This is a genomic window from Serratia sp. CY32780 (genome assembly GCF_052169135.1).
Lineage (GTDB): Bacteria > Pseudomonadota > Gammaproteobacteria > Enterobacterales > Enterobacteriaceae > Serratia > Serratia sarumanii.
Genome location: NZ_JBJNLI010000004.1, coordinates 125,019 through 151,360, shown reverse-complemented (window position 1 = coordinate 151,360; position 26,342 = coordinate 125,019). Strand labels below are relative to the sequence as shown.

Sequence of the window (26,342 nt, the reverse complement as noted above, 5' to 3'; positions counted from 1 at the left end):
CGATGAACGGCAAGTTTCCGCAACATTTTCTGTGGGGCGGCGCGGTAGCGGCGAACCAGGTAGAAGGCGCGTATCAGGCCGACGGCAAGGGGCTGTCGACCTCCGATCTGCAGCCGCAGGGCATCTTCGGCGCCATCACGCCGCGCACGGCGGGCGACAGCGGCATCAAGGACGTGGCGATCGATTTCTATCATCGTTATCCGGAGGATATCGCGCTGTTCGCCGAAATGGGTTTCAAGTGCCTGCGCACCTCGATCGCCTGGACGCGCATTTTCCCGCAGGGCGACGAAGAGACGCCGAACGAAGCCGGGCTGGCGTTCTACGATCGGCTGTTCGACGAGATGGCGAAGTACGGCATTCAGCCGCTGATCACGCTGTCGCACTATGAGATGCCTTACGGCCTGGTGAAGCACTACGGCGGCTGGGGCGATCGGCGCACCATCGATTTCTTCGAACGCTATGCGCGCACCGTGTTCGAACGCTACAAGCACAAGGTCAAACACTGGCTGACCTTTAACGAGATCAACATGTCGCTGCACGCGCCTTTCACCGGCGTCGGCCTGCCGCAGGAGAGCGACAAGAGCGCCATCTATCAGGCGATCCATCATCAGCTGGTGGCCAGCGCCAAAGCGGTGAAGGCCTGCCACGAGATCGTGCCGGAGGGCAAAATCGGCAACATGCTGCTGGGCGGCATTCTGTATCCGCTGAGCTGCAAGCCGGAAGATCTGCTGGAAACCCAGCGGCAAAACCGCGACTGGCTGTTCTTCGGCGACGTGCAGGCGCGCGGCTATTACCCGGCCTATATGCAGCGCTTCTTCCGTGAAAACGGCATTCAGGTGGCGATCACCGAGGAAGATCGGCAAACGCTGCGCGAAACCATCGACTTCATCTCGTTCAGCTACTACATGAGCGGCTGCGTCACCGCCGATCCGGAGCAGTACGAGACGGCGCGCGGCAACATTCTCGATATGGTGCCGAACCCGCATCTGGCCAGCTCGGAGTGGGGGTGGCAAATCGACCCGATCGGGCTGCGCTACCTGCTCAACGTGCTGTACGACCGCTATCAGAAGCCGCTGTTCATCGTCGAGAACGGGCTGGGCGCCAAAGACCGCGTCGAAGCCGACGGCAGCATCCACGACGACTACCGCATCAACTACCTCAATGACCATCTGGTGCAGGTGGCGGAAGCGATCGACGACGGCGTCGAGGTGATGGGCTACACCAGCTGGGGGCCGATCGATCTGGTCAGCGCCTCGAAGGCCGAAATGTCGAAGCGCTACGGCTTCATTCACGTCGACAGGGACGATGCCGGCAACGGCAGCCTCGCGCGCAGCCGCAAGAAGAGTTTCTTCTGGTATCGCGATGTGATCCACAGCAACGGCGCCAGCCTGAAAGACCGACGCTAACCTCTAAGCCCGGCGGCAAGCGCCGGGCATTAACCTAACGTTATTCGCTGCTGTTCATGATGGGAAATTCTCTCCCAGGGAATGCTGTTGCCCGCAGTCAGCCGTTATGCGGAGAAATATAATAATGATGAAAAGCTTATTACCTCGTTCCATAACCCTGGCGGCGCTGGCGCTGCTCTGTAGCCAGGCGCAGGCGGAAACGCTGCAAACCGGCAAGGACGTCGAAGCCCCCACCGCCAAGTGGGAAGGGGTGGCGCTCGGCTTTGAACCGCCGCAGCCCGGGCTGTTGGGGGATATGCTGGGGATCAGGCCGATCCTGGAGGATCACGGTTTCCACTATAACCTCGGCTACCTCAGCCAGCTGTCGTATAACGCTGGCGGCGGTTACAACCACGATAAACAGGCGTCGTACATCGACCAATTCTCGCTGACCTTCAGCCAGGATTTGCAGGTGCTGACCGGCATTCCGGACGCGGCGATCGAAGGCAATATCGTCAACCGCAACCATGACAACAACCTGACCCGCGATCGCTTGCAGGATCCGCGCGTCGGCCTGACCGATCTGTCGCAGGAGAGCTTTGGCGGGCAGTCGATTACCCGCCTGGGCTGGCTGACCTTCAGCCGGTCCTTCCTCGATCGCCGGCTGCAGTGGCGCATCGGCATGATGAACAAGGTGCAGGATTTCGATCAGATCATCCCCTGCGATTTTCAGACGCTGACGCTGTGCGGCGGCAAGTCTGCCAACTCGTTGACCTGGTACAACTGGAACGTGCATTACTGGGGCACCACGCTGCAATACAAGCTGACCGACGGCCTGACGCTCAAGGGCGGCGTGATGGAGCAGAACCCGAGCGCCCCCAGCCGCAGCCACGCCTGGAGTTGGTCCACCAAGGGCAGCAAAGGCTTCCTGTTGCCGATGGAGCTGGAGCTGAAAACCCACGCCGTCAACCAGCTGCCGGGGGTGTATAACCTGGGCGTGCTGTTCACCAACGCGCGCCAGAGCGATCTTTATGAAGGGGTGTCCGGCGGGCCGGGCGCCAGCGATCCGCAGGGCTATCGCAGCCACGATCGCACCTGGTTCCTGTATACCGGTTTCAATCAGCAGGTGACGCGCCATGCGGACGACATAAACCGCGGTCTGAGCGTGTTTTACAGCCTGGGGCTGGGGGATCAGCGCAGCAACTACCTGCACTGGTCTACCTCGACCGGCATTCGCTATCGCGGGCTGTTCGATGCGCGGCCGGACGACTGGCTGGGGCTGGGCGTCTCGGTGGTGAAGCTGAGCGACCGCTATAAAGATAATCAGCGTTATCTCAACCAAATCAACGGCGTCAGCGATTATCACGATCCGAGCTACCGGCCGGTGCCGGGGCACTCGGTGACGGCGGAGCTCTATTATCGCGTGAACGTCACGCCGTGGTTGCAGCTGCAGCCGGGCCTGCAGTACTGGCATCACCCGGCGGGCGTCAGCGAGACGCAGGACGCCTGGGTGACGGCGTTGAAAACGGTGGTGACCTTCTGATCAGGCCGCATCGCTCTCGCGGTAGCGCCGGCGGGCGTGTTCGAACCAGCTGGCGGGCACGTTGTGCGGCGGCTGCTGCAAGCGGAGCAGCCCTTGCTCAACGATATGGCTGGCCTGGCGCCACAGCGTCGGGTCGCCTTCGGTCAGCACCTCCAGCAGACGCTGTTTCTCGATCAGGTAGGTCTGAGCGAAGTGGCTGTCATAGTCCAGCAGCGAGCGGGTGTTGTCGATCAGATCCGCCAGCTTGATAGTTTTGGCCTGCGGCGATGCGCCGGCGCTGTGGCGCCGATCGCGGTTTTTGCGCTCGAAGCGGTTGCCGTCCTCGGCGCGGCTGACGTTGGTTAGCATCCGCACCAACTCCGCCACCTTCGGCCCGAAGTGGCTTTCGATATCGCCGAGGGTGGTGGGCGTGTCTTCCACCGTGTCATGCAGCCAGGCGGCCGCCAGCATCTCTTCGGTGTGCGGCACGCTGCGCACCAGTTCCATCACCGCCTGTGGGTGGACGATGTACGGATCGTCGGTGTATTTGCGGCGCTGATCGATGGCCGCATGCGCCTTGGTGGCGTAGCGGCGCGCGCGTTCTACAAGCGTGTTCGTCATTTCCTTTCCCTCCGAGCATCCTCTGCATAAAAAAAAGGTAGCATACCTCACAAGAAATAGCTTGCGATTACATCGTGCGCTATCTATATTCAGACACATGAAAAGCACCGATACCGAACAACCCCACGCGAAGAATCTGCTGCAGCTCGATCAGCAGCTCTGTTTCGCGCTGTACTCCGCCAACCTGGCGCTGCACAAAGTCTACCGCAAGCTGTTGAATCAGCTCGAACTCACCTACCCGCAATACCTGGTGATGATGGTGCTGTGGGAGCGCGATCGGGTGACGGTATCGGATATCGGCGAGCGGCTGTTCCTCGATTCCGCCACGCTGACGCCGCTGCTGAAGCGGTTGGAAACCGCCGGTTTGCTGGTGCGTTATCGCGCCACCGCCGACGAGCGGCAGGTGATCATTGCACTCACCGAAGCCGGCCGCGCGCTGCGCGAGCGGGCGCAATCGGTGCCCGAGGCGGTGATGTGCGCCACCGACTGCAGCCTGGACGAGATCGTCTCGCTCAAACAGCAGCTGGAAAAGCTGCGCGGCAGCCTGATCGATCAGATTTGACCCGCCGCCGCCGGACGCAAGAACGGCAGGGGTGGTCTACACTGGTTAATAAGCGTCAAAAATAAGTAGTGCGCGATTTAATCGCAAAAGATAAATATGTGACCGGCTTTACCTCGTGGAAGCCGTAGTCATCTCGCCAACCAGCAAGAAGGAATGAACGATGTCTATTGAGAAAGTGGTTTACCGCGCTCACGCCACCGCAACCGGCGGCCGCGACGGCCGTGCGACCTCCTCCGACGGCGTGTTGGACGTGAAACTGGGCGTGCCGAAAGAGATGGGCGGCGCCGGCGGCGAAGTCACCAACCCCGAGCAGCTGTTTGCCGCCGGTTACTCGGCCTGCTTCCTCGGCGCGTTGAAGTTTGTCGCGGCGAAAGAAAAGGTCAAAATCCCGGCCGAAGCGAAGATCGACGGCACCGTCGGCATCGGTGAAATCCCGAACGGCTTCGGCATCGAAGTGCAGCTGGATATCTCGCTGCCGGGCATCGAGCGCAGCGTGGCGGAGGATTTGGTGAAAAAGGCGCACGTGGTGTGCCCATACTCCAACGCCACCCGCGGAAATATCGATGTGACTCTGAACGTTAAGTAAGATTTTTATCCTTATCGCGAAAAAAATGGAGGGTTTGACCCTCCATTTTCTTATCTGCCCCGCTTGAAAGCCGTTTGCAAAAAGCGTAAAAATTGCCCGTTTTGTGAGAATTCTCTTGATTATTACCCGCAAAATAACGCTTATTGCCGGTTGGCTGAACCAGAAGCCCTAATAAGTGTCTGACTGATCCAGAACCGCTACACCGTCCCCGGAGCCACCGCGTTACATGAACAAAGTTAAATCGCTATCACAGCAGAATTTATCGTTATTGTTAGCGATCTATATCGGCATATTTCTCAACCTGTCCGTTTTTTATCGTCGTTTTGATTCGCTGGCGCACGGCATTCAGGGGATTAAGTTGATTTCGGCGGTGACGGAAGTCATCGCTATCGTCCTGTTCACGTTCTTCATCATGCGGCTGGTATCGCTCGGCGGCCGGCTGTTTTATCGCATCGTCGCTTCGCTGCTGGTGTTGATTTCTGTCGCCGCCAGCTACTACATGACGTTTTTCAACGTGGTGATCGGCTACGGCATCGTGGTGTCGGTGATGACCACCGACATCGATCTGTCGAAAGAGGTGGTCGGCCTGCACTTCGTGCTGTGGATGGTGGCGCTCAGCGCCTTGCCGCTGCTGCTGATCTGGAAAAACAGCCTGCGTTACACCCTGATAGAACAGCTGAAAACCCCCGGTCATCGCATCAAGCCGCTGCTGGTCTTGCTGGCGGTGGTGGCGCTGGTCTGGCTGCCGCTGCGCATGCTGGACGACGAGCAGAGCGTGCAAGAGAAGCTCTCCAACGTCGATCTGCCGAGCTACGGCGGCGTGGTGGCGCACTCGTATCTGCCGTCCAACTGGCTGTCGGCGCTGGGGTTGTTTGCCTATACCCGCTATGACGAAAGCCAGGATCAGAGCACGATGTTCGATCCGGGCAAACACTTCACCTACGTACCGCCGGCGGATATCGACGACACCTACGTGGTGTTCATCATCGGCGAGACCACGCGCTGGGACCACATGGGCATGCTGGGCTATGAGCGTGATACCACGCCGCGGCTGTCTAAAGAGAAGAATCTGGTGGCGTTTCGCGGCGAGTCGTGCGACACTTCCACCAAGCTGTCGCTGCGCTGTATGTTCGTGCGCGAAGGCGGCACCGAAGACAACCCGCAGCGCACGCTGAAAGAGCAGAACGTGTTCGCGGTACTGAAGGATCTGGGCTTCTCTTCCGAGCTGTTCGCCATGCAGAGCGAGGTGTGGTTCTACAACAACACCGAGGTGAACAACTATTCGTTCCGCGAGATGATCGCGTCCGAGAAGCGCAACGACGGCAAGGCGGTCGACGATATGCTGTTGGTGGACGAAATGAAGGAGTCGCTGGCGCGCTATCCGAAGGGCAAACACCTGGTGATCCTGCATACCAAAGGCTCGCACTACCTGTACTCGCAGCGTTATCCGCGCAGCTATGCGCGCTATCAGCCGGAGTGCATGGGGGTGGACGATTCCTGCACCAAGGCGCAGCTGATCAACGCCTTCGACAATACGGTGCTGTATACCGACAGCTTTATCGCCAATGTGATAGACCAGGTGCGCGACAAGAAGGCCATCGTGTTCTATGCCGCCGATCACGGCGAATCGATCGGTGAAAACACGCACCTGCACGGTACGCCGCGCGAGATGGCGCCGCCGGAGCAGTTCCGCGTGCCGATGATCGTATGGGCGTCGGACAAATTCCTTGAGAACCCGCAGCACCTCAGCGCCTTTGAGCAGCTGCAGGCGCAGCAGCGCATCGGCAAAACGCATCGCCACGTCGAGCTGTTTGACACCATCCTCGGCTGCCTCGGCTACACGTCTCCCGATGGCGGCATCGTGGATAAAAACAACTGGTGCCATCTGCCGCAGGATAAAACGGCGCCCGCTAGCCTGTAGTAACCCCTCCCGCCGGGTGCCTGCCTTGCGCACCCGGCAATTTCACCCAATACATTCTCTTCATCAATTATTCCGGTGTGTGCATACGGTATACTTGCGCACTTCCCCCTGTTAACCGGAGATTTCCATGACCCTGCGCGTGGCGTTTATCGACGATCATGACATTGTGCGTTCGGGCTTCGTGCAGCTGCTGTCGCTGGAAGCCGATATTCAGGTGGTGGGCGAATTCAGCGGTGCGGCGCAGGCGCGCGCCGGCCTGCCGGGGCTGGAGGTGGACGTTTGCATCTGCGACATTTCGATGCCGGACGGCAGCGGGCTGGATCTGTTGGCGGACATTCCCTCCGGCATCCGCGTGGTGATGCTGTCGATGCACGATAACCCGGCGCTGGTGGAAATGGCGCTGGATCGCGGCGCCGGCGGCTTTCTCTCCAAGCGCTGCAAGCCGGAAGATTTGATCACCGCGGTGCGCACAGTCGCCGGCGGCGGCGTTTACCTGATGCCGGAAATCGCGCAGCAGCTGGCGCGGGTGAGGGTCGATCCGTTGACCCGCCGCGAGCGCGAGATCGCGCTGTTGCTGGCGCAGGGCCAGAAGGTGCGCGAGATCGCCGCCGCCTTGGGGTTGTCGCCGAAGACGGTGCATGTGCATCGCGCCAACCTGTTCGCCAAGCTGGGTATCAACAATAACGTCGAGCTGGCCAGACGGATGCTGAACCTGTGACGCAGCGCCTGATCACCCAGCTGGCGCTGTTTTTCATCTACGCCGCCAGCGCGTTTTGCCTGTGGGGCATCGGCACCGCGCTGATCGACCCGCCCTGGCAGGCGCTGCTGCTGTTCCCGTTCGGCCTGCGCATGGGTATTTTGCTGCAGAGCCCGTACCGTTTCTGGCCGGGGATCCTGCTGGCCGACCTGCTGCTGATGGCGCTGCTGGCGGACCAGTTCGGTTACGGCCCGGCGCTGTGGGCGTCGGTGGCGGTGCTGGTGTTGACGGTGCTGCTCAGCCTGCTGGCCTCGCCGTGGCTGTTGCGCCATCAGCAGAGCGACAGCGAATGGCGCTGGCCACTGTTGCAGGGCGCGGTGGTGGGCGCCGCCGCCTTGCTGCAGGCGCTGGTGTGGCAGCTGGTGAGCGGTGAAGGCGCCCGCGCGCTGCTGCTCGGCCTGACCGGCGGTTTCACCATCGCACCGACCTGCCTGCTGTTGTGGCACTATCTGGCGCGCCAAATCTGGGTGCCGCTGGAGCCGGGGCTGATCCACAAGCCGGTGGAGCTGCGTCTGGGCCATCTGGCCAGCTACCTGCTGCTGTTTGCGTTCAGCATCTGGCTGCAGCAGCAGGTGAACGCCGCCGAGCTGCGGCGCTTTGCGCCTTTCTGCCTGGCCATTCCTATCGTGTTCATGTCTTACCGCTACGGCTGGCAGGGCGCGCTGTTGGCGACGCTGCTCAACGGCGTGGCGCTGATGGTCAACGAGCCGCCGCAGCCGGAGTCGCACCGCGATCTGCTGCTGTCGCTGCTGGCCCAAAGCCTGACCGGGCTGCTGCTGGGCGTCGGCATTCAGCGCCAGCGCGAGCTGAATCAGCAGCTGAGGCTGCGGCTGGCGGAGAACCGCCAGCTGGCGCGGGCGCTGGTGACGGCGGAGGAGCAAACCCGGCGCGAGGTGGCGCGCGAGCTGCACGATGAGGTGGGGCAGACCATCACCGTGATTCGCACCCAGGCCAGCATCGTCAAACGCCTGGCACCGGAGCCGGCGGTGGTCGGCTGCGCCGACACCATCGATGCGTTGGCGCTGCGGGTCTACGACGGGGTGCACGACGTGCTGACCCAGCTGTGGCCGGCGGCGCTGAACAACCTGCCGCTGTCGGCGGCGGTGGCGGCGATGCTGCGGGAGTCGCTGTCGCAGGACGCGTCGCTGGTGAGCAGCCTGCAGTGGCAGGTGCCGGACGAGCTGCTGGATGAAACGCTGAAAATCACGCTGTACCGGGTGTGCCAGGAAGGGGTGACCAATGTGTGCCGCCACGCCGGGGCCAGCCGCCTGGAGCTGGATGCGCGCCTGCAGCCGCGCAAAGGCGCCGCGCCGCAGATCGCCCTGACCATCCGCGACAACGGGGTGGGCTTCGATGCGGAAAACCATCAGCCGGGCTATGGCCTGCGCGGCATGCAGGAGCGCATCAGCGCCCTCGGCGGCAGCCTGCGGTTCACCGCTGAGGGGGGCGCCTGTTTGAGTGTGATCTTGCCCACAGTTTCGCCGGCGCAAACGCAAAACTAGGAAAAACTCCTAACCGCGTCGGGAATCCGGCGTAAGCCTCCCGCGCGCGCGCGGAGCATCATAGCGGCACTTTATTCAATCCTCTGAGGTTCCACATGTGGTCTTTCCTTAAAAGCCGCCCGGACGCGCCGCAGGTCACCGATCAACGGCAGATCGACGCCAGCTACAAATACTGGCGCATCCAGCTGATGTGCACCATGTACATCGGCTACGCCGCGTTTTACTTCACGCGCAAAAGTTTCAACTTCATCATGCCGGCGATGCTGAGCGATCTGGGCCTGACGATGTCCGACGTCGGCATCCTCGGCACGCTGTTCTACATCACCTACGGCTGCTCGAAATTCATTTCCGGCATGATCAGCGATCGCTCCAACCCGCGTTACTTTATGGGGCTGGGCCTGATCATGACCGGGGTGCTGAATATCTTCTTCGGCCTCAGTTCGTCGCTGCTGATGCTGGGCACGCTGTGGATCCTCAACGCCTTCTTCCAGGGCTGGGGCTGGCCGCCGTGTTCCAAAATCCTCACCAGCTGGTATTCGCGCTCCGAGCGCGGTGGATGGTGGGCGATCTGGAACACCTCGCACAACGTCGGCGGCGCGTTGATCCCGCTGCTGGTGGGCTTTATCTCGCTGCACTTCAGCTGGCGTTACGGCATGATCATCCCCGGCATCATCGGCGTGGTGCTTGGCCTGCTGATGTGCTGGCGCCTGCGCGACAAGCCATCCACCCTGGGGCTGCCGAGCGTCGGCAAATGGCGCAACGACGCCATGGAGCTGGTGCAGGAATCGGAAGGCCAGGGGCTGAGCAACCGCGAGATCATCAAACGCTACGTGCTGACCAACAAGTACATCTGGCTGCTGGCGGTCTCTTACGTGCTGGTGTACATCGTGCGCACCGCGATCAACGATTGGGGCAACCTCTACCTGACGCAGGAAAAGGGCTATTCGCTGATGACCGCCAACTCGGCCATCTCGCTGTTTGAAGTGGGCGGCTTTATCGGTTCGCTGGTGGCCGGTTGGGGGTCCGACAAACTGTTCCGCGGCAACCGCGGCCCGATGAACCTGATCTTCGCCATCGGTATCTTCCTGTCGGTGGCGGCGCTGTGGTTGATGCCGGGCGTGACCTACCTGCTGCAGGCCTGCTGCTTCTTCGCCATCGGTTTCTTCATCTTCGGCCCGCAGATGCTGATCGGCATGGCGGCGGCGGAGTGCTCGCATAAGGATGCGGCGGGCGCGGCGACCGGTTTTGTCGGCCTGTTCGCCTACCTGGGCGCGGCGCTGTCCGGCTACCCGATCGCGCGGGTGATGGAGATCTGGCAGTGGAACGGCTTCTTCGTGGTGATTTCCATCGCCGCCTGCCTGTCGGCGCTGTTCCTGCTGCCGTTCCTGCGCGCGCAGACGCCGGCGCTGAAACCGGCCAAAGCCTGAGCAAAATACGCTGCGCAGCCCCCGGCGCAGCGCATTATGGCGCTTTTATCACCACTTGAAATGCAGGGGCAAAAAAGTGATTGACGCCTATAACTGCCAGCAGTAAGATGCGCCCCGCATCGGCGAGTAGCGCAGCTTGGTAGCGCAACTGGTTTGGGACCAGTGGGTCGGAGGTTCGAATCCTCTCTCGCCGACCACCATTCGAAAAACCTGCTTTTAAAGCAGGTTTTTTTTCGCCTGTCGTTTATGAGGATGAGCACCTCCGCCGATATGGCCGGCTTCGCTTTATGGCGTGCCTCAATCTGCCGTCCTCGTGAAATATATTTATTCTTTACGCTTAATTAATTCACATTCCTTATTCCCTTTAGGTTCTTATTTCCATATTTAAATAAATTCATGCTTGCCGAATAAAACCCGGTTGATAGCGCTCTTGTTTTCACGTTTTTTTTACCTATAGTCTGAATGGACAACGCGGGATGTGTTATTCCCGCCGCGTGGAAAATACCGTGATTATTTATTAACGTTAATCTTCGTGGATTATTGCGGAATCATTTCGCTCCGGCAATGCGTGGCGTCGATTAACTCTTTTATGTTTATCCTCTCGGAATAAAGGAATCAGTTATGCGCAAATTTAATAAACCGCTGTTGGCGCTGGTGATCGGCAGCACGCTGTGTTCCGCGGCGCAGGCCGCCGCGCCGGGCAAGCCGACCATCGCCTGGGGCAACACCAAGTTCGCCATCGTCGAAGTCGATCAGGCGGCCACCGCTTATAATAATCTGGTGAAGGTAAAAAATGCCGCCGACGTTTCGGTCTCCTGGAATTTATGGAATGGCGACACCGGTACGACGGCAAAAATTTTATTAAATGGCAAAGAGGCGTGGAGCGGCCCTTCAACCGGCGCTTCCGGCACGGCGAATTTTAAAGTGAATAAAGGCGGCCGTTATCAAATGCAGGTGGCATTGTGCAATGCCGACGGCTGCTCCGCCAGCGACGCCACCGAAATTGTGGTGGCCGACACCGACGGCAGCCATTTGGCGCCGTTGAAAGAGCCGCTGCTGGAAAAGAATAAACCCTATAAACAGAATTCCGGCAAAGTGGTCGGCTCTTATTTCGTCGAGTGGGGCGTTTACGGGCGCAATTTCACCGTCGACAAGATCCCGGCGCAGAACCTGACCCATCTGCTGTACGGCTTTATCCCGATCTGCGGCGGCAACGGCATCAACGACAGCCTGAAAGAGATCGAAGGCAGCTTCCAGGCGTTGCAGCGCTCCTGCCAGGGCCGCGAGGACTTCAAAGTCTCGATCCACGATCCGTTCGCCGCGCTGCAAAAAGCGCAGAAGGGCGTGACCGCCTGGGATGACCCCTACAAGGGCAACTTCGGCCAGCTGATGGCGCTGAAGCAGGCGCATCCTGACCTGAAAATCCTGCCGTCGATCGGCGGCTGGACGCTGTCCGACCCGTTCTTCTTTATGGGCGACAAGGTGAAGCGCGATCGCTTCGTCGGTTCGGTGAAAGAGTTCCTGCAGACCTGGAAGTTCTTCGATGGCGTGGATATCGACTGGGAGTTCCCGGGCGGCAATGGCGCCAACCCGAACCTGGGCAGCCCGCAAGACGGGGAAACCTATGTGCTGTTGATGAAGGAGTTGCGGGCGATGCTGGATCAGCTGTCGGCGGAAACCGGCCGCAAGTATGAGCTGACCTCCGCCATCAGCGCCGGCAAGGACAAGATCGACAAGGTGGCTTACAACGTCGCGCAGAACTCGATGGATCACATCTTCCTGATGAGCTACGACTTCTACGGCGCCTTCGATCTGAAAAACCTGGGGCATCAGACCGCGCTGAATGCGCCGGCCTGGAAACCGGACACCGCCTACACCACGGTGAACGGCGTCAATGCGCTGCTGACGCAGGGCGTCAAGCCGGGCAAGATCGTGGTCGGCACCGCCATGTATGGCCGCGGCTGGACCGGGGTGAACGGCTACCAGAACAACATTCCGTTCACCGGCACCGCCACCGGGCCGGTTAAAGGCACCTGGGAGAACGGCATCGTGGACTACCGCCAAATCGCCAGCCAGTTCATGAGCGGCGATTGGCAGTACACCTACGACGCCACGGCGGAAGCGCCTTACGTGTTCAAACCTTCCACCGGCGATCTGATCACCTTCGACGATGCCCGCTCGGTGCAGGCCAAGGGCAAGTACGTGTTGGACAAGCAGTTGGGCGGCCTGTTCTCCTGGGAGATCGACGCGGATAACGGCGATATTCTCAACAGCATGAACGCCAGCCTGGGCAACAGCGCCGGCGTTCAATAATCGGTTGCAGTGCGTTGCCGGGGGATATCCTTTCGCCCCCGGCTTTTTCGCCGCCGAAAGTTTTTTTACGCCGCACAGATTGTGGTCCTGCCTGGCGCAAAACGCGCTCATCGGACTCACCCTTTTGGGTAATCCTTCAGCATTTCCTCCTGTCTTTAACGGCGATCACAAAAATAACCGTTCAGATATTCATCATTCAGCAACAAAGTTTTGGCGTTTTTTAACGGAGTTAAAAACCAGTAAGTTTGTGAGGGTCAGACCAATGCGCTGAAAATGTCCGCTTAGCATAAATTTTCATGCTGGAAGTGTTAACAAAAGGTTTTTTTTATGTTTGTTTGCTGTTTCTCACAGTCTGCGTAAATCCCCACTGGTTATATTGACGACACCCCAAACAGTTGGCAACTTGATAGCCTCAGGGGTAAGAGCGAGAGTTGTTTGAGTGAATTCCACGCGCTCAGACGTCCCCGCCGCGATGCGTTCCATCCGGCATTCTCTCCTCGTACACCTTCTGCCTTCGGGCACCGATCGCACAGGCCACGCAATAAAAAATACAGGTCTGGCGGCAATGACACACATCACACAATGGAGCACTAACGATGACACGTTCCTTGGGTAAATCGGGGGTTCTGAAATTCGGCATTGGGCTGATCGCGCTGACCGTGGCGGCCAGCGTACAGGCCAAGACGTTGGTTTACTGTTCTGAAGGTTCCCCGGAAGGGTTCAACCCGCAGCTGTTTACCTCCGGCACCACCTACGACGCCAGCTCGGTACCGATCTACAACCGCCTGGTCGAATTCAAAATCGGCACCACCGAACTGCAGCCGGGCCTGGCTGAGAAGTGGGACGTCAGCGAAGACGGCAAAACCTACACCTTCCACCTGCGCAAAGGCGTGAAGTGGCAGAGCAGCAAAGACTTCAAACCGACGCGCGATTTCAACGCCGACGACGTGGTGTTCTCCTTTGAACGCCAGTTGGATGCGAACAACGCCTATCACAAAGTGTCCGGCGGCAGCTACGAATACTTTGAAGGCATGGACATGCCTAAGCTGATCGCCAAGATTGAAAAAGTGGACGACAACACCGTGCGCTTCGTGCTGAACCGCCCGGAAGCGCCGTTCCTGGCTGACCTGGGCATGGACTTCGCGTCCATCCTGTCCGCCGAATACGCCGACGTGATGATGAAAGCCGGCACGCCGGAGAAGGTCGACCTGAACCCGATCGGCACCGGCCCGTTCCAGCTGCTGCAATACCAGAAAGACTCCAAGATCCTGTACAAGGCATTCGACGGTTTCTGGGGCACCAAGCCGAAGATCGATCGCCTGGTGTTCTCCATCACGCCTGACGCCTCCGTGCGCTACGCCAAACTGCAGAAAAACGAATGTCAGGTGATGCCGTACCCGAACCCGGCCGATATCGCCCGCATGAAGCAAGACAAGTCCATCAACCTGATGGAGCAGCCGGGCCTGAACGTGGGCTACCTGTCGTTCAACGTCGAGAAAAAACCGCTGGATAACCTGAAGGTGCGTCAGGCATTGACCATGGCGGTCAACAAGCAGGCGATCATCGACGCGGTTTATCAGGGCGCGGGCCAGGCGGCCAAGAACCTGATCCCGCCGACCATGTGGGGCTATAACGACGCGGTGCAGGATTACGCTTACGATCCGGCCAAGGCGAAAGAGCTGCTGAAAGAAGCGGGCATGGCCGACGGTTTCAGCATCGACCTGTGGGCGATGCCGGTACAGCGTCCTTACAACCCGAACGCACGCCGCATGGCGGAAATGATCCAGGCCGACTGGGCCAAGATCGGCGTGAAAGCCAAAATCGTGACCTATGAGTGGGGTGAATACCTCAAGCGCGCCAAAGCGGGCGAGCACCAGACGGTGATGATGGGCTGGACCGGCGACAACGGGGATCCGGACAACTTCTTCGCCACGCTGTTCAGCTGCGCGGCGGCGAAAGACGGCTCCAACTACTCCCGCTGGTGCTACAAGCCGTTTGAAGATCTGATTCAACCGGCGCGCGCCGAATCCAACCACGACAAGCGCATCGAACTGTACAAGCAGGCGCAGGTGGTGATGCACGATCAGGCTCCGGCGCTGATTGTCGCACACTCCACCGTGTACGAGCCTGTGCGTAAGGAAGTGAAAGGCTACGTCGTGGATCCACTCGGTAAGCATCACTTCGAGAATGTCTCTGTAGACTGATTTCGACCGCTTTACCGGAGACGCACGAATGGACTTGCAGGGGCGCAACAGGTTTGCGCCCCTGCTGACCAGTCTCCGGCGTATGGCCGTCGAATCGTTCAAAGGCATGTGAGCGTTAATAAGCCTGGCGGACGATGAGCTGCCGGGCATTGATACAGAGAGTTCGGGATATGTTGCAGTTCATACTCCGACGTTTGGGGTTAGTTATCCCAACGTTTATCGGCATTACATTGCTGACTTTTGCATTCGTCCATATGATCCCCGGCGACCCGGTGACCATCATGGCCGGGGAACGCGGTATCTCCGCCGAGCGCCACGCGCAGCTGATGGCGGAAATGGGGCTGGACAAGCCGCTCTATCAACAATATTTCTCCTACGTGTCCAACGTGCTGCAAGGCGATCTGGGCACCTCCCTCAAAAGCCGCATCTCCGTCTGGAGCGAGTTCGTTCCGCGCTTTCAGGCCACGCTGGAACTGGGCATTTGCGCGATGATCTTCGCGGTGCTGGTAGGCATCCCGGTCGGGGTGCTGGCGGCGGTCAAACGCGGCTCGGTCTTCGACCATACCGCGGTGGGCATCTCGCTGACCGGCTATTCGATGCCGATTTTCTGGTGGGGCATGATGCTGATCATGCTGGTGTCGGTGCAGCTTAACCTGACGCCGGTGTCGGGGCGCATCAGCGACACGGTCTTCCTCGACGACAGCCAGCCGCTGACCGGCTTCATGCTGATAGACACCCTGATCTGGGGCGAGCCGGGCGACTTCGTCGACGCGGTGATGCACATGATCCTGCCGGCCATCGTGCTGGGCACCATCCCGCTGGCGGTGATCGTGCGCATGACCCGTTCCTCGATGCTGGAGGTGTTGGGCGAAGACTACATCCGCACCGCGCGCGCCAAGGGCGTGAGCCGCATGCGGGTGATCGTCGTTCACGCGCTGCGCAACGCGCTGCTGCCGGTGGTGACGGTGATTGGGCTGCAGGTCGGCACCATGCTGGCCGGCGCCATTCTGACCGAAACCATCTTCTCCTGGCCGGGGCTGGGCCGCTGGCTGATCGACGCGCTGCAGCGCCGCGACTACCCGGTGGTGCAGGGCGGGGTGTTGCTGGTCGCCTGTATGATCATTCTGGTTAACCTGCTGGTAGACGTGCTCTACGGCGTGGTCAACCCGCGTATTCGCCACAAGAAATAAGGGGCGCTCTCATGTCTCAAATCACTGAGTCTGCAGTTAAAGGTGCGCCGAAGCCGATGACCCCGTTTCAGGAGTTCTGGCACTATTTCAAGCGCAATAAAGGGGCCGTGGTCGGCCTGGTGTATATCGTTCTGATGCTGGTGATCGCGCTCGGCGCCGGCGTGCTGGCGCCGCATGCGCCGGCGGACCAGTTCCGCGACGCGCTGCTCAAGCCGCCGGTGTGGCAAGAGGGCGGCAGCTGGCAATATATCCTCGGCACCGACGACGTGGGCCGCGACGTGCTGTCGCGCCTGATGTACGGTGCGCGCCTGTCGCTGCTGGTCGGCTGCCTGGTGGTGGTGCTGTCGCTGATCATGGGCGTGATATTCGGCCTGCTGGCCGGTTACTTCGGCGGCGTGGTGGACGCGATTATCATGCGCGTCGTCGACATCATGCTGGCCCTGCCGAGCCTGCTGCTGGCGCTGGTGCTGGTGGCGGTATTCGGGCCGTCGATCGTCAACGCCTCGCTGGCGCTGACCTTCGTCGCCCTGCCGCACTATGTGCGTCTGACGCGCGCAGCGGTGCTGGTGGAGGTGAACCGCGACTACGTCACCGCTTCGCGGGTGGCGGGCGCCGGCGCGCTGCGCCAGATGTTCGTCAATATTCTGCCTAACTGCCTGGCGCCTTTGATCGTGCAGGCTTCTCTCGGTTTCTCGAACGCCATTCTGGACATGGCCGCTCTCGGCTTTCTGGGCATGGGCGCGCAGCCGCCGACGCCGGAGTGGGGCACCATGCTCTCCGACGTGCTGCAGTTCGCGCAAAGCGCCTGGTGGGTGGTGACCTTCCCCGGCGTGGCGATCCTGCTGACGGTGCTGGCATTCAACCTGATGGGGGACGGTTTGCGTGACGCTCTCGACCCCAAACTCAAGCAGTAACAGAGGACGAGAGAGATGGCTTTATTGAATGTAGACAAGCTTTCGGTGCACTTCGGTGACGAAGGCACCCCGTTCCGCGCGGTAGACCGCATCAGTTACAGCGTGGAGCAAGGTCAGGTGGTCGGCATCGTCGGTGAATCCGGCTCCGGCAAATCCGTCAGTTCGCTGGCGATCATGGGCCTGATCGATTTCCCCGGCAAGGTGATGGCCGACAAGCTGGAGTTCAACGGCCAGGATCTGCGCAAGATCTCCGAAAAAGAGCGCCGCCAGCTGGTGGGCTCCGAAGTGGCGATGATCTTCCAGGATCCGATGACCAGCCTGAACCCGTGCTATACCGTCGGTTATCAGATCATGGAGGCGCTGAAGGTGCACCAGGGCGGCAACCGCCACACTCGCCGCCAGCGCGCTATCGACCTGCTGACCCAGGTGGGCATTCCCGATCCGGCCTCGCGGCTGGACGTATACCCGCACCAGCTTTCCGGCGGCATGAGCCAGCGCGTGATGATCGCCATGGCCATCGCCTGTCGGCCGAAGCTGCTGATCGCCGATGAGCCGACGACCGCGCTCGACGTGACCATCCAGGCGCAGATCATCGAACTGCTGCTGGACCTGCAGCAGCGCGAAAACATGGCGCTGCTGCTGATCACCCACGATTTGGCGCTGGTGGCGGAAGCCGCGCACCACATCATCGTGATGTACGCCGGCCAGGTGGTGGAATCCGGCAAGGCGGCGGAGATTTTCCGCGCCCCGCGCCACCCCTATACCCAGGCGCTGCTGCGCGCGCTGCCGGAGTTCGCCGCCGACAAGGCGCGGCTGGCTTCGCTGCCGGGCGTGGTGCCGGGCAAATACGATCGCCCGACCGGCTGCCTGCTCAACCCGCGTTGTCCCTACGCCAACGAGCGCTGCCGCAACGAGGAGCCGGAACTGCGCAGCATTCCCGGCCGTCAGGTTAAATGTCACACACCGCTGGATGATGCGGGGAGGCCGACCGTATGAGCCAGAATCAACCTTTACTGCAGGCGATTGACCTGAAGAAGCATTACCCGGTGAAAAAGGGCCTGTTCGCGCCGGAGCGGCTGGTCAAGGCGCTTGACGGCGTCTCCTTCACCCTGGAGCGCGGCAAAACGCTGGCGGTGGTCGGTGAGTCGGGCTGCGGCAAATCGACGCTCGGCCGCCTGCTGACGATGATCGAAGTGCCGACCGGCGGCGAGCTGTACTATCAGGGGCAAGATCTGCTGAAGCCGGACGCCTCTGCCGAGAAGCTGCGCCGCCAGAAGATCCAAATCGTGTTCCAGAATCCTTACGGATCGCTCAACCCGCGCAAGAAGGTCGGGCAGATCCTCGAGGAGCCGCTGTTGATCAATACCTCGCTCAGCGCCGCCGAACGGCGGGAAAAAGCGCTGGAGATGATGGCGAAGGTCGGCCTGAAGACCGAGCATTACGACCGCTATCCGCACATGTTTTCCGGCGGCCAGCGTCAGCGTATCGCCATCGCCCGCGGGCTGATGCTGAACCCGGACGTGGTGATCGCCGATGAGCCGGTGTCGGCGCTGGACGTGTCGGTGCGCGCTCAGGTGCTGAACCTGATGATGGATCTGCAGCAGGATCTGGGGCTGTCCTATGTGTTCATCTCGCACGATCTGTCGGTGGTGGAGCACATCGCCGACGAGGTGATGGTGATGTACCTCGGCCGCTGCGTGGAAAAGGGCAGCAAAGAGGCGATCTTCAACAATCCGCGCCATCCGTACACTCAGGCGCTGCTGTCGGCGACGCCGCGATTGAATCCGGATATGCGCCGCGAGCGCATCAAGCTGACCGGCGAGCTGCCCAGCCCGATGAATCCGCCGCCGGGCTGTGCGTTCAATGCCCGCTGCCGCCGCGCCTTCGGCACCTGCGTTCAGCTGCAGCCGCAGCTCAAACAGTACGGTGAACAGATGGTGGCCTGCTTTGCGGTCGATCAGGACGAACATCCGGGGGCGTGAAGCGCCGGATTTTCCTGCCTAAACCAAACGCCGGCACAGCGCCGGCGTTTTTTATTATTCAATCAAAGGGTTGGTCAGTAGACGATCGTGACAACCCGTCTTTTAAATTATGCTCTTAACATAATTCTGGAAAACGTTATATTTTTAAGAATCTTCGCATGATAATAATAATCGAATAAGAGAAATCAACGGGTTGCTGTTAATAAGTTTATTTCGGCCGATAGCGTTCGCCATTTTTATTATAAAAAACCCAATAAAAAAGCACGCCGACGGCGTGCTTTGGGTGAATGAGGCCGCGCTTATTGCGGATAAGGCACCCAGTCGCCGCCGTTCAGGCGAATGTAGGGCTTGCCCTGATACAGCATCACGATGGCGTTGTCGTTTTCGGAGATGACCGGGGTCTGCGGCAGCCCCTGGGTCAGCGCCTGCCAGTCGACGCTGGGTTCGCTGAAGACCTTGCCGTCCACCAGGCGCGACACCAGTTCAGACAGCGCCAGATAGCTGCTCGGCGTTTTGATCTGCAGCGGGCTGCCCTGATGCGGCGCCTTCATGCCCACCAGTTTGATGCCGACCGGCGTATGGGTGATATTCGGGCTGGGAATGTCGCGCAGGCCGGACATCTGCATCTTGTCGCCCACCAACGCCGCGCCGTGTTCAGGCACGATCACCACCACCACTTTGCGGCCGGATTTCTCCAACTGATCGAGGAAGGTGTTCAGCTGATCGAACAGCTTCTGCGCGCGCGGCGGGTAGTCGGCGCTCTTGTTGGAGCCGACGAAGCGGTTGCCGTCGTGCAGCGGGATGACGTTGAAGAAGGTGGCGGTGCGGCCGTCACCGCCTTTTTGCTGCTGATCCAGCCAACGGGTCAGCAATTCGAGATCGTTATAAATCGGCTCGCCGTCGAACGACGTCAGCTCGTTGCCGATGCCGGCCTGCGACATCAGCGGCGCCTGCATGTCGCCCTGTTCACGCAGTTCTTTCAGGAAGTTGCCGAACACCCCGGAGTGATCGAGCATCAGCTGTTCCTTGAAGCCGAGCTTCGCCAGGTTGTCGAACAGGTAACATTGCTGGTTCACCGGCTGATACAGATCGCGATGCGAAAGCTGGCCGCAGCTGGCGCGCAGCAAACGGATGGCCGCCGGGCCGCTGTAGGCGGTGGCCGAGTTGAAGTTGTCGAACATGATGTCCATCTTCGACCACAGCGGGTGATTTTGCAGGTTGACCGCGTCCATATCGGCCCAGGCCAGCGAACAGATGTTGATCACCAGCAGATCGAACGGCTGGGCATCGGCGGGCAAGCTGGCCGGGAACGCGGTGGTGCGGCCTTTTTCTCGCTCGTAGAACTGGTTCAGGTAGGCCGTCAGGTTGGCGCTGGTCGGCGGCAGGCTGTCTGCCGGCGCAGCATCCCCCGCCGCCGGCGCAGACGTGGCCGGCGTATTGGCGCCGCCGGCCGCGGCCGTGGAGGTCGCGGGCAGCAGCGAGACTGCCGGTCCGGCGATGTTGACGATATTGAGCCACACCAGCGCCGCCACGGTGAACACCGTGACGCGCACCCACTGCGCGACGAACAGGTAGGCGATAAACAGCACGAAGGCCGCGCCGATCATTTGCCAGTTGATAAAGCGGCCGATCAGCTCCAGCAGGTACTGGGCGCTGAAGCCGGCCAGCTGCGAACCCTGGCTGAGAATGCTGTTGATGCCCGGCAGCCAGGTGTCGTGGTAGAACAACGCGATGCCGATCGGGATGGCGAGGTAATGGCGCCAGCGATGTAGGCGCTGCGACGGGATCGGCATCAGCAGAAACGCCATGAACACCAGGTTCGGCAGCGCGTGGAAGTTCAGGTAGCCGAACCACAGCAGGGCGAATTTGGCCAGAAAGTACAGGTTCCAGCCGCCCAGTCCGCGCCAGTAGCGCCATAGAGCGTTATCGGATTGCGTCTTCGAGTTTGGATTCATGGCTGCTTCTTACGTTTAATCTGAGATGAGGAGCCTGTGCGCACCCACAAACCGGCGGATTTCAAATAGCGCGGCGATAACAACAGGTTTTGCCAGTATTGACGCAAATGCGGAAAACGCCGGTGAAAGGCGTAGCCCAGCGGGATGAAGATCAGCGCGCACAGCAGGATCAGTTGCACGATGTCGTTAAGGTTCAGCATGCGGTTCCTCCTGCGGGCCGAGCGTCAGCGTGAAGGCGACCGGCTGCCGCCGTTCTGCGGGCGCCTCGGCCGCCGTCTCGCGGGGGCGCGGCGCGGCGCCGGCGGTGCCGGTGGCCGAAATCTGCCAGCGCCCCTGGGCCATACGTTTGATTTCCGAAATGATATCGACGTCCTGATGCCACACCACCCGGTTGCTGAAGGCTTCATCCACCGGCAGGCGGAAGATGAACCTCAGCGCGGTATCCAGATCGTTGATGCGGCAGGTGGAGAGAAACAGCACCAGCCGCCCCTGCACCACGGTCATCACGTCGCCGAAGCGCCGCAGGTGGCACAGGGTCATCGCCTGTTCGGCGCGCAGACCGGTGGCCGGCCGCAGCGCCACCATCACGCCTTTGCCGTCCTCGGGCAGCAGCGTGTTGCCCATCAGCGAAAGCACCGCCTGGCTGAACGGTTCCGGCCGCATATAGCCTTTAAGCTGCAGCGGGCGCAAACCGGCCAGCAGCGCATCGATGTCGGCGGGCACATGGCGCGAGAAGCGCTGCCCCTGGATGCCCTCGAGCATGGTCAGAAAACGCGACAGCGGCGCGACGTGCGGCACGATCAGGTTGGCGCCGCAGGCCAGCAGCAGCCGCTCGTCGCTGTAGCGCAGGCTGGCGCTCATCTCGCGCACCGCGATTTTCAGGCCGTTGCCGCGGCTGCGGCGCAGGGTGTGGATCTGGTGCGCCAGGTGATCGATTTGGTCGCTTTGGTACAGCGCGAAAATCAACGTCGCCGAGAGTCTCAGCATGCCGTGCTGCGCCAGTTCGTCGTTGCTCTCCAGCAACTGCCAGTTGGCGGACAGCGGTGGCGCGCCTTCCAGGATGCTGCGCTCGGCCAGATACAGGCCTTCATCGCTGCGCAAGGCGGTGGGGGAGGGTTGGCTGTTTTCATCCTCACCCTGCCAGCCGCCTTCCGCGGCGTACAGCGTCAGCAGCTGATTGGCGTTGATGCCGTTTTCGGTGCTCCACCAGTTCACCAGATATTGCGCGCTGTCCTGTTGCCATTGCAGGCTGGACAGGCCGTTCAGGATGCGATGCTGCGCGCTGAGCTGCCCTTTGAGCTTATTGATGCCGCCGCCGTGGCTGAGAATCAACAGCGTGCAGCCCTGTCGCCGCAGCCAGGCGGCGAGGGCGCGCGTCCACTCGCGCAGCTCTTCGGTGGTGAAGGTTTGCCACAGGCTGGCGTGGGCCAGCAGGATAAGTAAGCGATTTTGCGGCCGCAGGGCGCGCATCAGATCGTCGCTCAGCTGCGTCAGCGCGGCTTTTTTCTCCGGTAATTGATACAGCGGCAGCTTCTGCAACGCGGGCGAAGCCAGCTCGGCCAACAGGCGATCGGGTTTGTCGCCGCTGCAGATCAGGGCGACTTTGCGGGTGGCCGGCTGGGCGGCAATGACCTGGCGACACAGCAGCGCGGCGTCGCTTTGCCTGTCGATATTGATCCAATAAAGCCCAGGGGCCTGCATCACCGACAGCTCTTCCCAAATCTGCCGAATGCCTAGAGAAAAAGAGTGCGCCATAGGATGTGTTCTACTTTCGTTGAAAGCCGACTAAAGGCGTTTATATATAAAGATAGTCATTTTTACTCTGGCAATAACAAATCTCCGACGCTCTGCAACAATATTTGTTGAGAATCATCTTATTGCCTCTCTCTTTTTGTATCGTTGCTATAGTTAATTAACATAGCCTATTTTCGCCAAGGCGGAAGAATGAATAACGCACCCACCCATTTTCGTGCAGCGGCGCCTGGGGAGAGCCAGGATGACCTGCAGGCGCTCAGCCAGGCTTTTTCATTGCCGAAATTAAGCTATGTCGATATTTCCCGGCAGGAGCGGTTAACGCAAATGATGACGCGCTGGCCACTGTTGGCCGAATTGGCGCAGACCACGGGGAGCCATTGATCTATGCCGGTGATCGCGCTGCAAGGGTTGCGGGGTGGAATGGGGACGACGTCGGTCACGGCGGCGCTCGCCTGGGCGTTGCAGCAGTTGGGTGAGTCGGTGTTGGCGATCGATTTCACGCCGGATAATCTGCTGCGCCTGCATTTCAACACGCCGTTCGAGCTGGCGCGCGGTTGGGCTCGCGCGGAGCGGGATGGCGGCGGCTGGCAGGAAGGCGCGCTGCGTTATTGTGAAAACCTCGACTTTCTGCCCTTTGGCCGCCTGAATGCGGCGGAACGGCTGGAAGTGCAGCGTCAGTGTCGGGAGCAGCCGGAACGCTGGCGCGACAACCTGCGCCAACTGATCGCCGGCGATCCGCAGCGCTGGATCCTGCTGGATGTCCCGGTCGGGGACGGCGTGCTGGCGCAGCAGGCGCTGCAGCTTGCCGACTGCGTGTTCATGCTGTTGAACCCCGACGCCAACTGCCAGGTACGGCTCCATCAACAGACGTTGCCGAACGACTGCCGTTTCCTGGTCAATCACTACTCCTCCGCCAGCCAGCTGCAGCAGGATCTGCATCAGCTGTGGCTGCAAACGCTGAGCGGCCTGTTGCCGGTGGTGATCCACCGCGACGAAGCGTTGGCGGAAGCGCTGGCGGTCAAACAGCCGTTGGGCGAGTACCGCCCCGAGAGCCTGGCGGCGGATGAAGTGCTGACGCTGGCCAACTGGTGCCTGATCAACCTCAAACGGGGCGTTGCGCCATGAGCCGGGTGCTGAGCCTGCTGCTGGTGCCGCCGGTGCGTCAGGCGGTGCAGACGCGCTACCGCGGCTATCGCCGCAATGGCGCATCGGCGCTGACCGCCTTTTTCGCCACGCTGCTGGTGGCGTTGGGCTGGCTGCTGCTGCGCTTCGAGTCGCCGGCCTGGCAGCGCGTGCGTACCGGCCGCGCTTACTGGTTCCCGCATCTGTCCGCCGAACGCCCGCGTCCGGCGGATGCGCTGCGTTATCTGCTGCAGGGGCTGTGGCTGCTGCTGTTTCGCAGCGGCCGCGCGCCGGTGCAGCGCGACTATTTCGCCGGTTGGCGCCGCCTGCAGCAGCGCTATGCCGACGGGCTGCAGGGCCTGCCGCAGCGGCTGAAGAACGCCGGCGTGGAACAGCGCTCGGTGGAGCGCCTCGGCCGCATGAACCGCGGCATGCGGCGCGCGCTGTTTATTCTGGTCAGCGTGCTGGCGGCGATCCTCGCCATGCTGTGCATCTCGCAACCGTTCGATCTGCCGGCGCAGTTCGTGTTCGTCCTGCTGCTGTGGGGGATCGCGATGGTGGTGCGCCGGGTGCCGGGGCGTTTGCCCGCGCTGATGCTGATCGTGCTGTCGCTGACCGTCTCCTGTCGCTACCTGTGGTGGCGCTATACCGCCACGCTGAACTGGGACGACCCGCTAAGCCTGGTGTGCGGCCTGTTGCTGCTGGTGGCGGAAACCTACGCCTGGGTGGTGCTGGTGCTGGGCTATTTCCAGACCATCTGGCCGCTTAACCGCCAGCCGGTGCCGCTGCCCGCCGATAGCGCCAGCTGGCCGACCATCGATCTGATGGTGCCGACCTACAATGAAGATCTCGGGGTGGTGAAGCCCACCATCTACGCGGCGCTGGGCATCGACTGGCCGAAAGAGAAGGTGAATATCTATATCCTCGATGACGGCAACCGCCCCGAATTCCGGGCGTTCGCCGCCGAAGTGGGGGTGAAATACATCGCCAGGCCGACCCACGAACACGCCAAGGCCGGCAACATCAACAACGCGCTGAAGCAGGCCACCGGCGAGTTCGTGGCGATTTTCGACTGCGATCACGTGCCGACGCGCTCCTTCCTGCAGCTGACCATGGGCTGGTTCTTCAAAGACAAAAAGCTGGCGATGCTGCAAACCCCGCACCACTTCTTCTCGCCGGATCCGTTCGAGCGCAACCTCGGCCGCTTCCGTCAGACGCCCAACGAAGGCACCTTGTTCTACGGGCTGGTGCAGGACGGCAACGACATGTGGGATGCGACCTTCTTCTGCGGCTCTTGCGCCATCCTGCGCCGCAGCGCGCTGGACGAAATCGGCGGCATCGCGGTGGAAACCGTCACCGAAGACGCCCACACCTCGCTGCGCTTGCACCGGCGCGGGCACACCTCGGCCTATATCCGCATTCCGCAGGCCGCCGGGCTGGCGACCGAGAGCCTGTCGGCGCACATCGGCCAGCGCATTCGCTGGGCGCGCGGCATGGTGCAGATCTTCCGGCTGGACAACCCGCTGCTGGGCAAGGGGCTGAAACTGGCGCAGCGCCTGTGCTACGCCAACGCCATGCTGCACTTCCTGTCGGGCATTCCGCGGCTGATCTTCCTCACCGCGCCGCTGGCGTTTTTGCTGCTGCATGCTTACATCATCTTCGCGCCGGCGCTGGCGATCGCGCTTTACGTGCTGCCGCACATGATCCACGCCAGCCTGACCAACTCGCGTATCCAGGGGAAATACCGCCATTCGTTCTGGAGCGAAATCTATGAAACGGTGCTGGCCTGGTATATCGCGCGGCCGACGACGGTGGCGCTGTTCAATCCGCACAAGGGCAAATTCAACGTCACCGCCAAGGGCGGGCTGGTGGAGGAGGAGCACGTCGACTGGGTGATCACCCGGCCTTACATGTTCCTGGTGATCCTGAACCTGGCCGGGCTGGCGTTCGGCGTTTGGCGGTTGGCCTATGGCCCGACGGACGAGGTGATGACGGTGATCATCAGCCTGGTGTGGGTGCTGTACAACATGACGATTCTCGGCGGCGCAGTGGCGGTGGCGGTGGAGGCCAAGCAGGTGCGTCAGGCGCACCGCGTGGAAATCGCCATGCCGGCGGCGATCGCGCGCGCCGACGGCCATCTGTATCCCTGCACGCTGCGCGATTACTCCGACGGCGGCGTGGGCATTGAGATGCGGGTGGAAAACGCGTTGAAAGACGGCGACAAGCTCTCGCTGCTGCTCAAGCGCGGCCAGCAGGAGTACAGCTTCCCCTGCGTGGTGACGCGCGCCTTCGGCAACAAGGTGGGGGTGCGCCTGGTCGACCTCTCCACCCGCGAACACATCGATTTCATTCAGTGCACCTTCGCCCGCGCCGATACCTGGGCGCTGTGGCAGGACGGGTTCCCCGAAGACCGGCCGATCGAAAGCCTGCGCGACGTACTGGCGCTGGGCTTCCGGGGGTATGTGCGCATGGCGGACTACGCGCCGCCGCTGGTGCGCGGTCTGCTGGTCGGGGTCACCTCGCTGACCGCCTGGGTCGTGTCGTTTATTCCGCGCGGCGTCGGCAGGGATCCGACCTTGGGTCAACAAGAAACAGTGGGTTAGCTGCGAGTTCAACCGCCCGCT

The 26,342-nt window shown here is 61.1% G+C and carries 21 protein-coding genes and 1 tRNA gene; 18 read left to right on the top strand and 4 right to left on the bottom strand.

Translation table 11 applies throughout. The features are described from left to right. Positions 1-2: 2 nt before the first annotated feature. Together ACJ8HH_RS18460 and ACJ8HH_RS18455 are read left to right on the top strand one after the other, a co-directional pair. Positions 3-1,406 (top strand): glycoside hydrolase family 1 protein, encoded by a 1,404-nt coding sequence (locus ACJ8HH_RS18460; protein ID WP_033650003.1) that lies wholly within the window; start codon positions 3-5, stop codon positions 1,404-1,406. A gap of 127 nt (positions 1,407-1,533) precedes the next feature. Beyond that, entirely contained in the window at positions 1,534-2,928 is a 1,395-nt protein-coding gene (locus ACJ8HH_RS18455; protein ID WP_039568339.1) for a carbohydrate porin, read from the top strand. Here the strand turns inward: ACJ8HH_RS18455 and ACJ8HH_RS18450 are convergent, their stop codons facing one another. After that, positions 2,929-3,528: an HD domain-containing protein gene (locus ACJ8HH_RS18450; RefSeq protein WP_033636604.1), complete on the bottom strand. Its 600-nt coding sequence runs from the start codon at positions 3,526-3,528 to the stop codon at positions 2,929-2,931. It abuts the gene before it with no gap. Positions 3,529-3,625: 97 nt separating this feature from the next. Here ACJ8HH_RS18450 and ACJ8HH_RS18445 point away from each other — a divergent pair, with 97 nt between their 5' ends. The 13 genes from ACJ8HH_RS18445 to dppF all read left to right on the top strand — a co-directional run bounded on the left by ACJ8HH_RS18445 (position 3,626) and on the right by dppF (position 18,886). Then, positions 3,626-4,090, top strand: coding sequence for a MarR family winged helix-turn-helix transcriptional regulator (locus ACJ8HH_RS18445; RefSeq protein WP_033650004.1), 465 nt, complete (start codon positions 3,626-3,628; stop codon positions 4,088-4,090). A gap of 160 nt (positions 4,091-4,250) precedes the next feature. Continuing rightward, a complete protein-coding gene (locus ACJ8HH_RS18440; protein WP_004934114.1) occupies positions 4,251-4,676 on the top strand; it encodes an organic hydroperoxide resistance protein in 426 nt (141 codons plus the stop codon). Between the two features lie 226 nt (positions 4,677-4,902). After that, a complete protein-coding gene (gene eptB, locus ACJ8HH_RS18435; RefSeq protein WP_039568194.1) occupies positions 4,903-6,597 on the top strand; it encodes a kdo(2)-lipid A phosphoethanolamine 7''-transferase in 1,695 nt (564 codons plus the stop codon). Between the two features lie 127 nt (positions 6,598-6,724). Next, entirely contained in the window at positions 6,725-7,315 is a 591-nt protein-coding gene (uhpA, locus tag ACJ8HH_RS18430) for a transcriptional regulator UhpA (protein WP_060451990.1), read from the top strand. Further along, positions 7,312-8,856, top strand: a complete 1,545-nt coding sequence (gene uhpB, locus ACJ8HH_RS18425) for a signal transduction histidine-protein kinase/phosphatase UhpB (protein WP_060443767.1) — start codon at positions 7,312-7,314, stop codon at positions 8,854-8,856. The genes uhpA and uhpB overlap by 4 nt, the downstream gene beginning before the upstream one ends. A 95-nt stretch (positions 8,857-8,951) precedes the next feature. Beyond that, complete coding sequence (locus ACJ8HH_RS18420; protein ID WP_033650009.1) at positions 8,952-10,283, top strand: MFS transporter; 1,332 nt, start codon at positions 8,952-8,954, stop codon at positions 10,281-10,283. A 120-nt stretch (positions 10,284-10,403) separates the two neighbouring features. Continuing rightward, positions 10,404-10,480 (top strand) — tRNA-Pro (locus tag ACJ8HH_RS18415). A 424-nt stretch (positions 10,481-10,904) separates the two neighbouring features. Next, a complete protein-coding gene (locus ACJ8HH_RS18410; RefSeq protein WP_060431220.1) occupies positions 10,905-12,596 on the top strand; it encodes a glycosyl hydrolase family 18 protein in 1,692 nt (563 codons plus the stop codon). A 596-nt stretch (positions 12,597-13,192) separates the two neighbouring features. After that, the gene (gene dppA, locus ACJ8HH_RS18405) at positions 13,193-14,800 is read left to right on the top strand and encodes a dipeptide ABC transporter periplasmic-binding protein DppA (RefSeq protein WP_019452584.1); all 1,608 of its coding nucleotides are present in this window, start codon (positions 13,193-13,195) and stop codon (positions 14,798-14,800) included. A gap of 170 nt (positions 14,801-14,970) precedes the next feature. After that, complete coding sequence (dppB, locus tag ACJ8HH_RS18400) at positions 14,971-15,990, top strand: dipeptide ABC transporter permease DppB (RefSeq protein ID WP_033636611.1); 1,020 nt, start codon at positions 14,971-14,973, stop codon at positions 15,988-15,990. 11 nt (positions 15,991-16,001) lie between these two features. Continuing rightward, positions 16,002-16,904: a dipeptide ABC transporter permease DppC gene (gene dppC, locus ACJ8HH_RS18395; RefSeq protein WP_025304838.1), complete on the top strand. Its 903-nt coding sequence runs from the start codon at positions 16,002-16,004 to the stop codon at positions 16,902-16,904. A gap of 15 nt (positions 16,905-16,919) precedes the next feature. Then, positions 16,920-17,900 (top strand): dipeptide ABC transporter ATP-binding protein, encoded by a 981-nt coding sequence (dppD, locus tag ACJ8HH_RS18390; RefSeq protein ID WP_039568180.1) that lies wholly within the window; start codon positions 16,920-16,922, stop codon positions 17,898-17,900. Beyond that, positions 17,897-18,886: a dipeptide ABC transporter ATP-binding subunit DppF gene (gene dppF, locus ACJ8HH_RS18385; RefSeq protein WP_033636613.1), complete on the top strand. Its 990-nt coding sequence runs from the start codon at positions 17,897-17,899 to the stop codon at positions 18,884-18,886. Before dppD ends, dppF begins: the two co-directional genes overlap by 4 nt. A 299-nt stretch (positions 18,887-19,185) precedes the next feature. Here dppF and bcsG read toward each other — a convergent pair whose 3' ends face one another. The 3 genes from bcsG to bcsE are packed head-to-tail and all read right to left on the bottom strand — an operon-like array spanning position 19,186 to position 22,596. Beyond that, positions 19,186-20,841, bottom strand: a complete 1,656-nt coding sequence (gene bcsG / locus ACJ8HH_RS18380) for a cellulose biosynthesis protein BcsG (protein ID WP_033649883.1) — start codon at positions 20,839-20,841, stop codon at positions 19,186-19,188. Next, positions 20,838-21,041 carry a cellulose biosynthesis protein BcsF gene (gene bcsF / locus ACJ8HH_RS18375; RefSeq protein WP_004934139.1) on the bottom strand — a complete coding sequence of 68 codons (204 nt, stop codon included), beginning with the start codon at positions 21,039-21,041 and terminating at the stop codon, positions 20,838-20,840. Before bcsF ends, bcsG begins: the two co-directional genes overlap by 4 nt. Next, a complete protein-coding gene (gene bcsE / locus ACJ8HH_RS18370; protein ID WP_033649882.1) occupies positions 21,028-22,596 on the bottom strand; it encodes a cellulose biosynthesis protein BcsE in 1,569 nt (522 codons plus the stop codon). The genes bcsF and bcsE overlap by 14 nt, the downstream gene beginning before the upstream one ends. 189 nt (positions 22,597-22,785) lie before the next feature. Here bcsE and bcsR point away from each other — a divergent pair, with 189 nt between their 5' ends. The 3 genes from bcsR to bcsA are packed head-to-tail and all read left to right on the top strand — an operon-like array spanning position 22,786 to position 26,321. Continuing rightward, positions 22,786-22,977: a cellulose biosynthesis protein BcsR gene (bcsR, locus tag ACJ8HH_RS18365; protein WP_033649881.1), complete on the top strand. Its 192-nt coding sequence runs from the start codon at positions 22,786-22,788 to the stop codon at positions 22,975-22,977. Positions 22,978-22,980: 3 nt separating this feature from the next. Then, a complete protein-coding gene (gene bcsQ, locus ACJ8HH_RS18360; RefSeq protein WP_033653997.1) occupies positions 22,981-23,721 on the top strand; it encodes a cellulose biosynthesis protein BcsQ in 741 nt (246 codons plus the stop codon). Beyond that, the gene (gene bcsA, locus ACJ8HH_RS18355) at positions 23,718-26,321 is read left to right on the top strand and encodes a UDP-forming cellulose synthase catalytic subunit (RefSeq protein WP_060438271.1); all 2,604 of its coding nucleotides are present in this window, start codon (positions 23,718-23,720) and stop codon (positions 26,319-26,321) included. Before bcsQ ends, bcsA begins: the two co-directional genes overlap by 4 nt. Positions 26,322-26,342: the final 21 nt, after the last annotated feature.

What these genes read in the sequence shown, in the direction of transcription:
- eptB (WP_039568194.1), top strand. Translation starts at nt 4,903, where the DNA reads ATGAACAAAGTTAAATCGCTATCACAGCAGAATTTATCGTTATTGTTA.
- dppC (WP_025304838.1), top strand. Translation starts at nt 16,002, where the DNA reads ATGTCTCAAATCACTGAGTCTGCAGTTAAAGGTGCGCCGAAGCCGATG.
- bcsQ (WP_033653997.1), top strand. Translation starts at nt 22,981, where the DNA reads ATGCCGGTGATCGCGCTGCAAGGGTTGCGGGGTGGAATGGGGACGACG.
- ACJ8HH_RS18455 (WP_039568339.1), top strand. Translation starts at nt 1,534, where the DNA reads ATGAAAAGCTTATTACCTCGTTCCATAACCCTGGCGGCGCTGGCGCTG.
- ACJ8HH_RS18450 (WP_033636604.1), bottom strand. Translation starts at nt 3,528, where the DNA reads ATGACGAACACGCTTGTAGAACGCGCGCGCCGCTACGCCACCAAGGCG.
- bcsF (WP_004934139.1), bottom strand. Translation starts at nt 21,041, where the DNA reads ATGCTGAACCTTAACGACATCGTGCAACTGATCCTGCTGTGCGCGCTG.
- bcsG (WP_033649883.1), bottom strand. Translation starts at nt 20,841, where the DNA reads ATGAATCCAAACTCGAAGACGCAATCCGATAACGCTCTATGGCGCTAC.
- bcsA (WP_060438271.1), top strand. Translation starts at nt 23,718, where the DNA reads ATGAGCCGGGTGCTGAGCCTGCTGCTGGTGCCGCCGGTGCGTCAGGCG.
- uhpA (WP_060451990.1), top strand. Translation starts at nt 6,725, where the DNA reads ATGACCCTGCGCGTGGCGTTTATCGACGATCATGACATTGTGCGTTCG.
- ACJ8HH_RS18460 (WP_033650003.1), top strand. Translation starts at nt 3, where the DNA reads ATGAACGGCAAGTTTCCGCAACATTTTCTGTGGGGCGGCGCGGTAGCG.
- ACJ8HH_RS18440 (WP_004934114.1), top strand. Translation starts at nt 4,251, where the DNA reads ATGTCTATTGAGAAAGTGGTTTACCGCGCTCACGCCACCGCAACCGGC.
- ACJ8HH_RS18420 (WP_033650009.1), top strand. Translation starts at nt 8,952, where the DNA reads ATGTGGTCTTTCCTTAAAAGCCGCCCGGACGCGCCGCAGGTCACCGAT.
- dppD (WP_039568180.1), top strand. Translation starts at nt 16,920, where the DNA reads ATGGCTTTATTGAATGTAGACAAGCTTTCGGTGCACTTCGGTGACGAA.
- dppF (WP_033636613.1), top strand. Translation starts at nt 17,897, where the DNA reads ATGAGCCAGAATCAACCTTTACTGCAGGCGATTGACCTGAAGAAGCAT.
- dppB (WP_033636611.1), top strand. Translation starts at nt 14,971, where the DNA reads ATGTTGCAGTTCATACTCCGACGTTTGGGGTTAGTTATCCCAACGTTT.
- dppA (WP_019452584.1), top strand. Translation starts at nt 13,193, where the DNA reads ATGACACGTTCCTTGGGTAAATCGGGGGTTCTGAAATTCGGCATTGGG.
- ACJ8HH_RS18410 (WP_060431220.1), top strand. Translation starts at nt 10,905, where the DNA reads ATGCGCAAATTTAATAAACCGCTGTTGGCGCTGGTGATCGGCAGCACG.
- ACJ8HH_RS18445 (WP_033650004.1), top strand. Translation starts at nt 3,626, where the DNA reads ATGAAAAGCACCGATACCGAACAACCCCACGCGAAGAATCTGCTGCAG.
- bcsE (WP_033649882.1), bottom strand. Translation starts at nt 22,596, where the DNA reads ATGGCGCACTCTTTTTCTCTAGGCATTCGGCAGATTTGGGAAGAGCTG.
- bcsR (WP_033649881.1), top strand. Translation starts at nt 22,786, where the DNA reads ATGAATAACGCACCCACCCATTTTCGTGCAGCGGCGCCTGGGGAGAGC.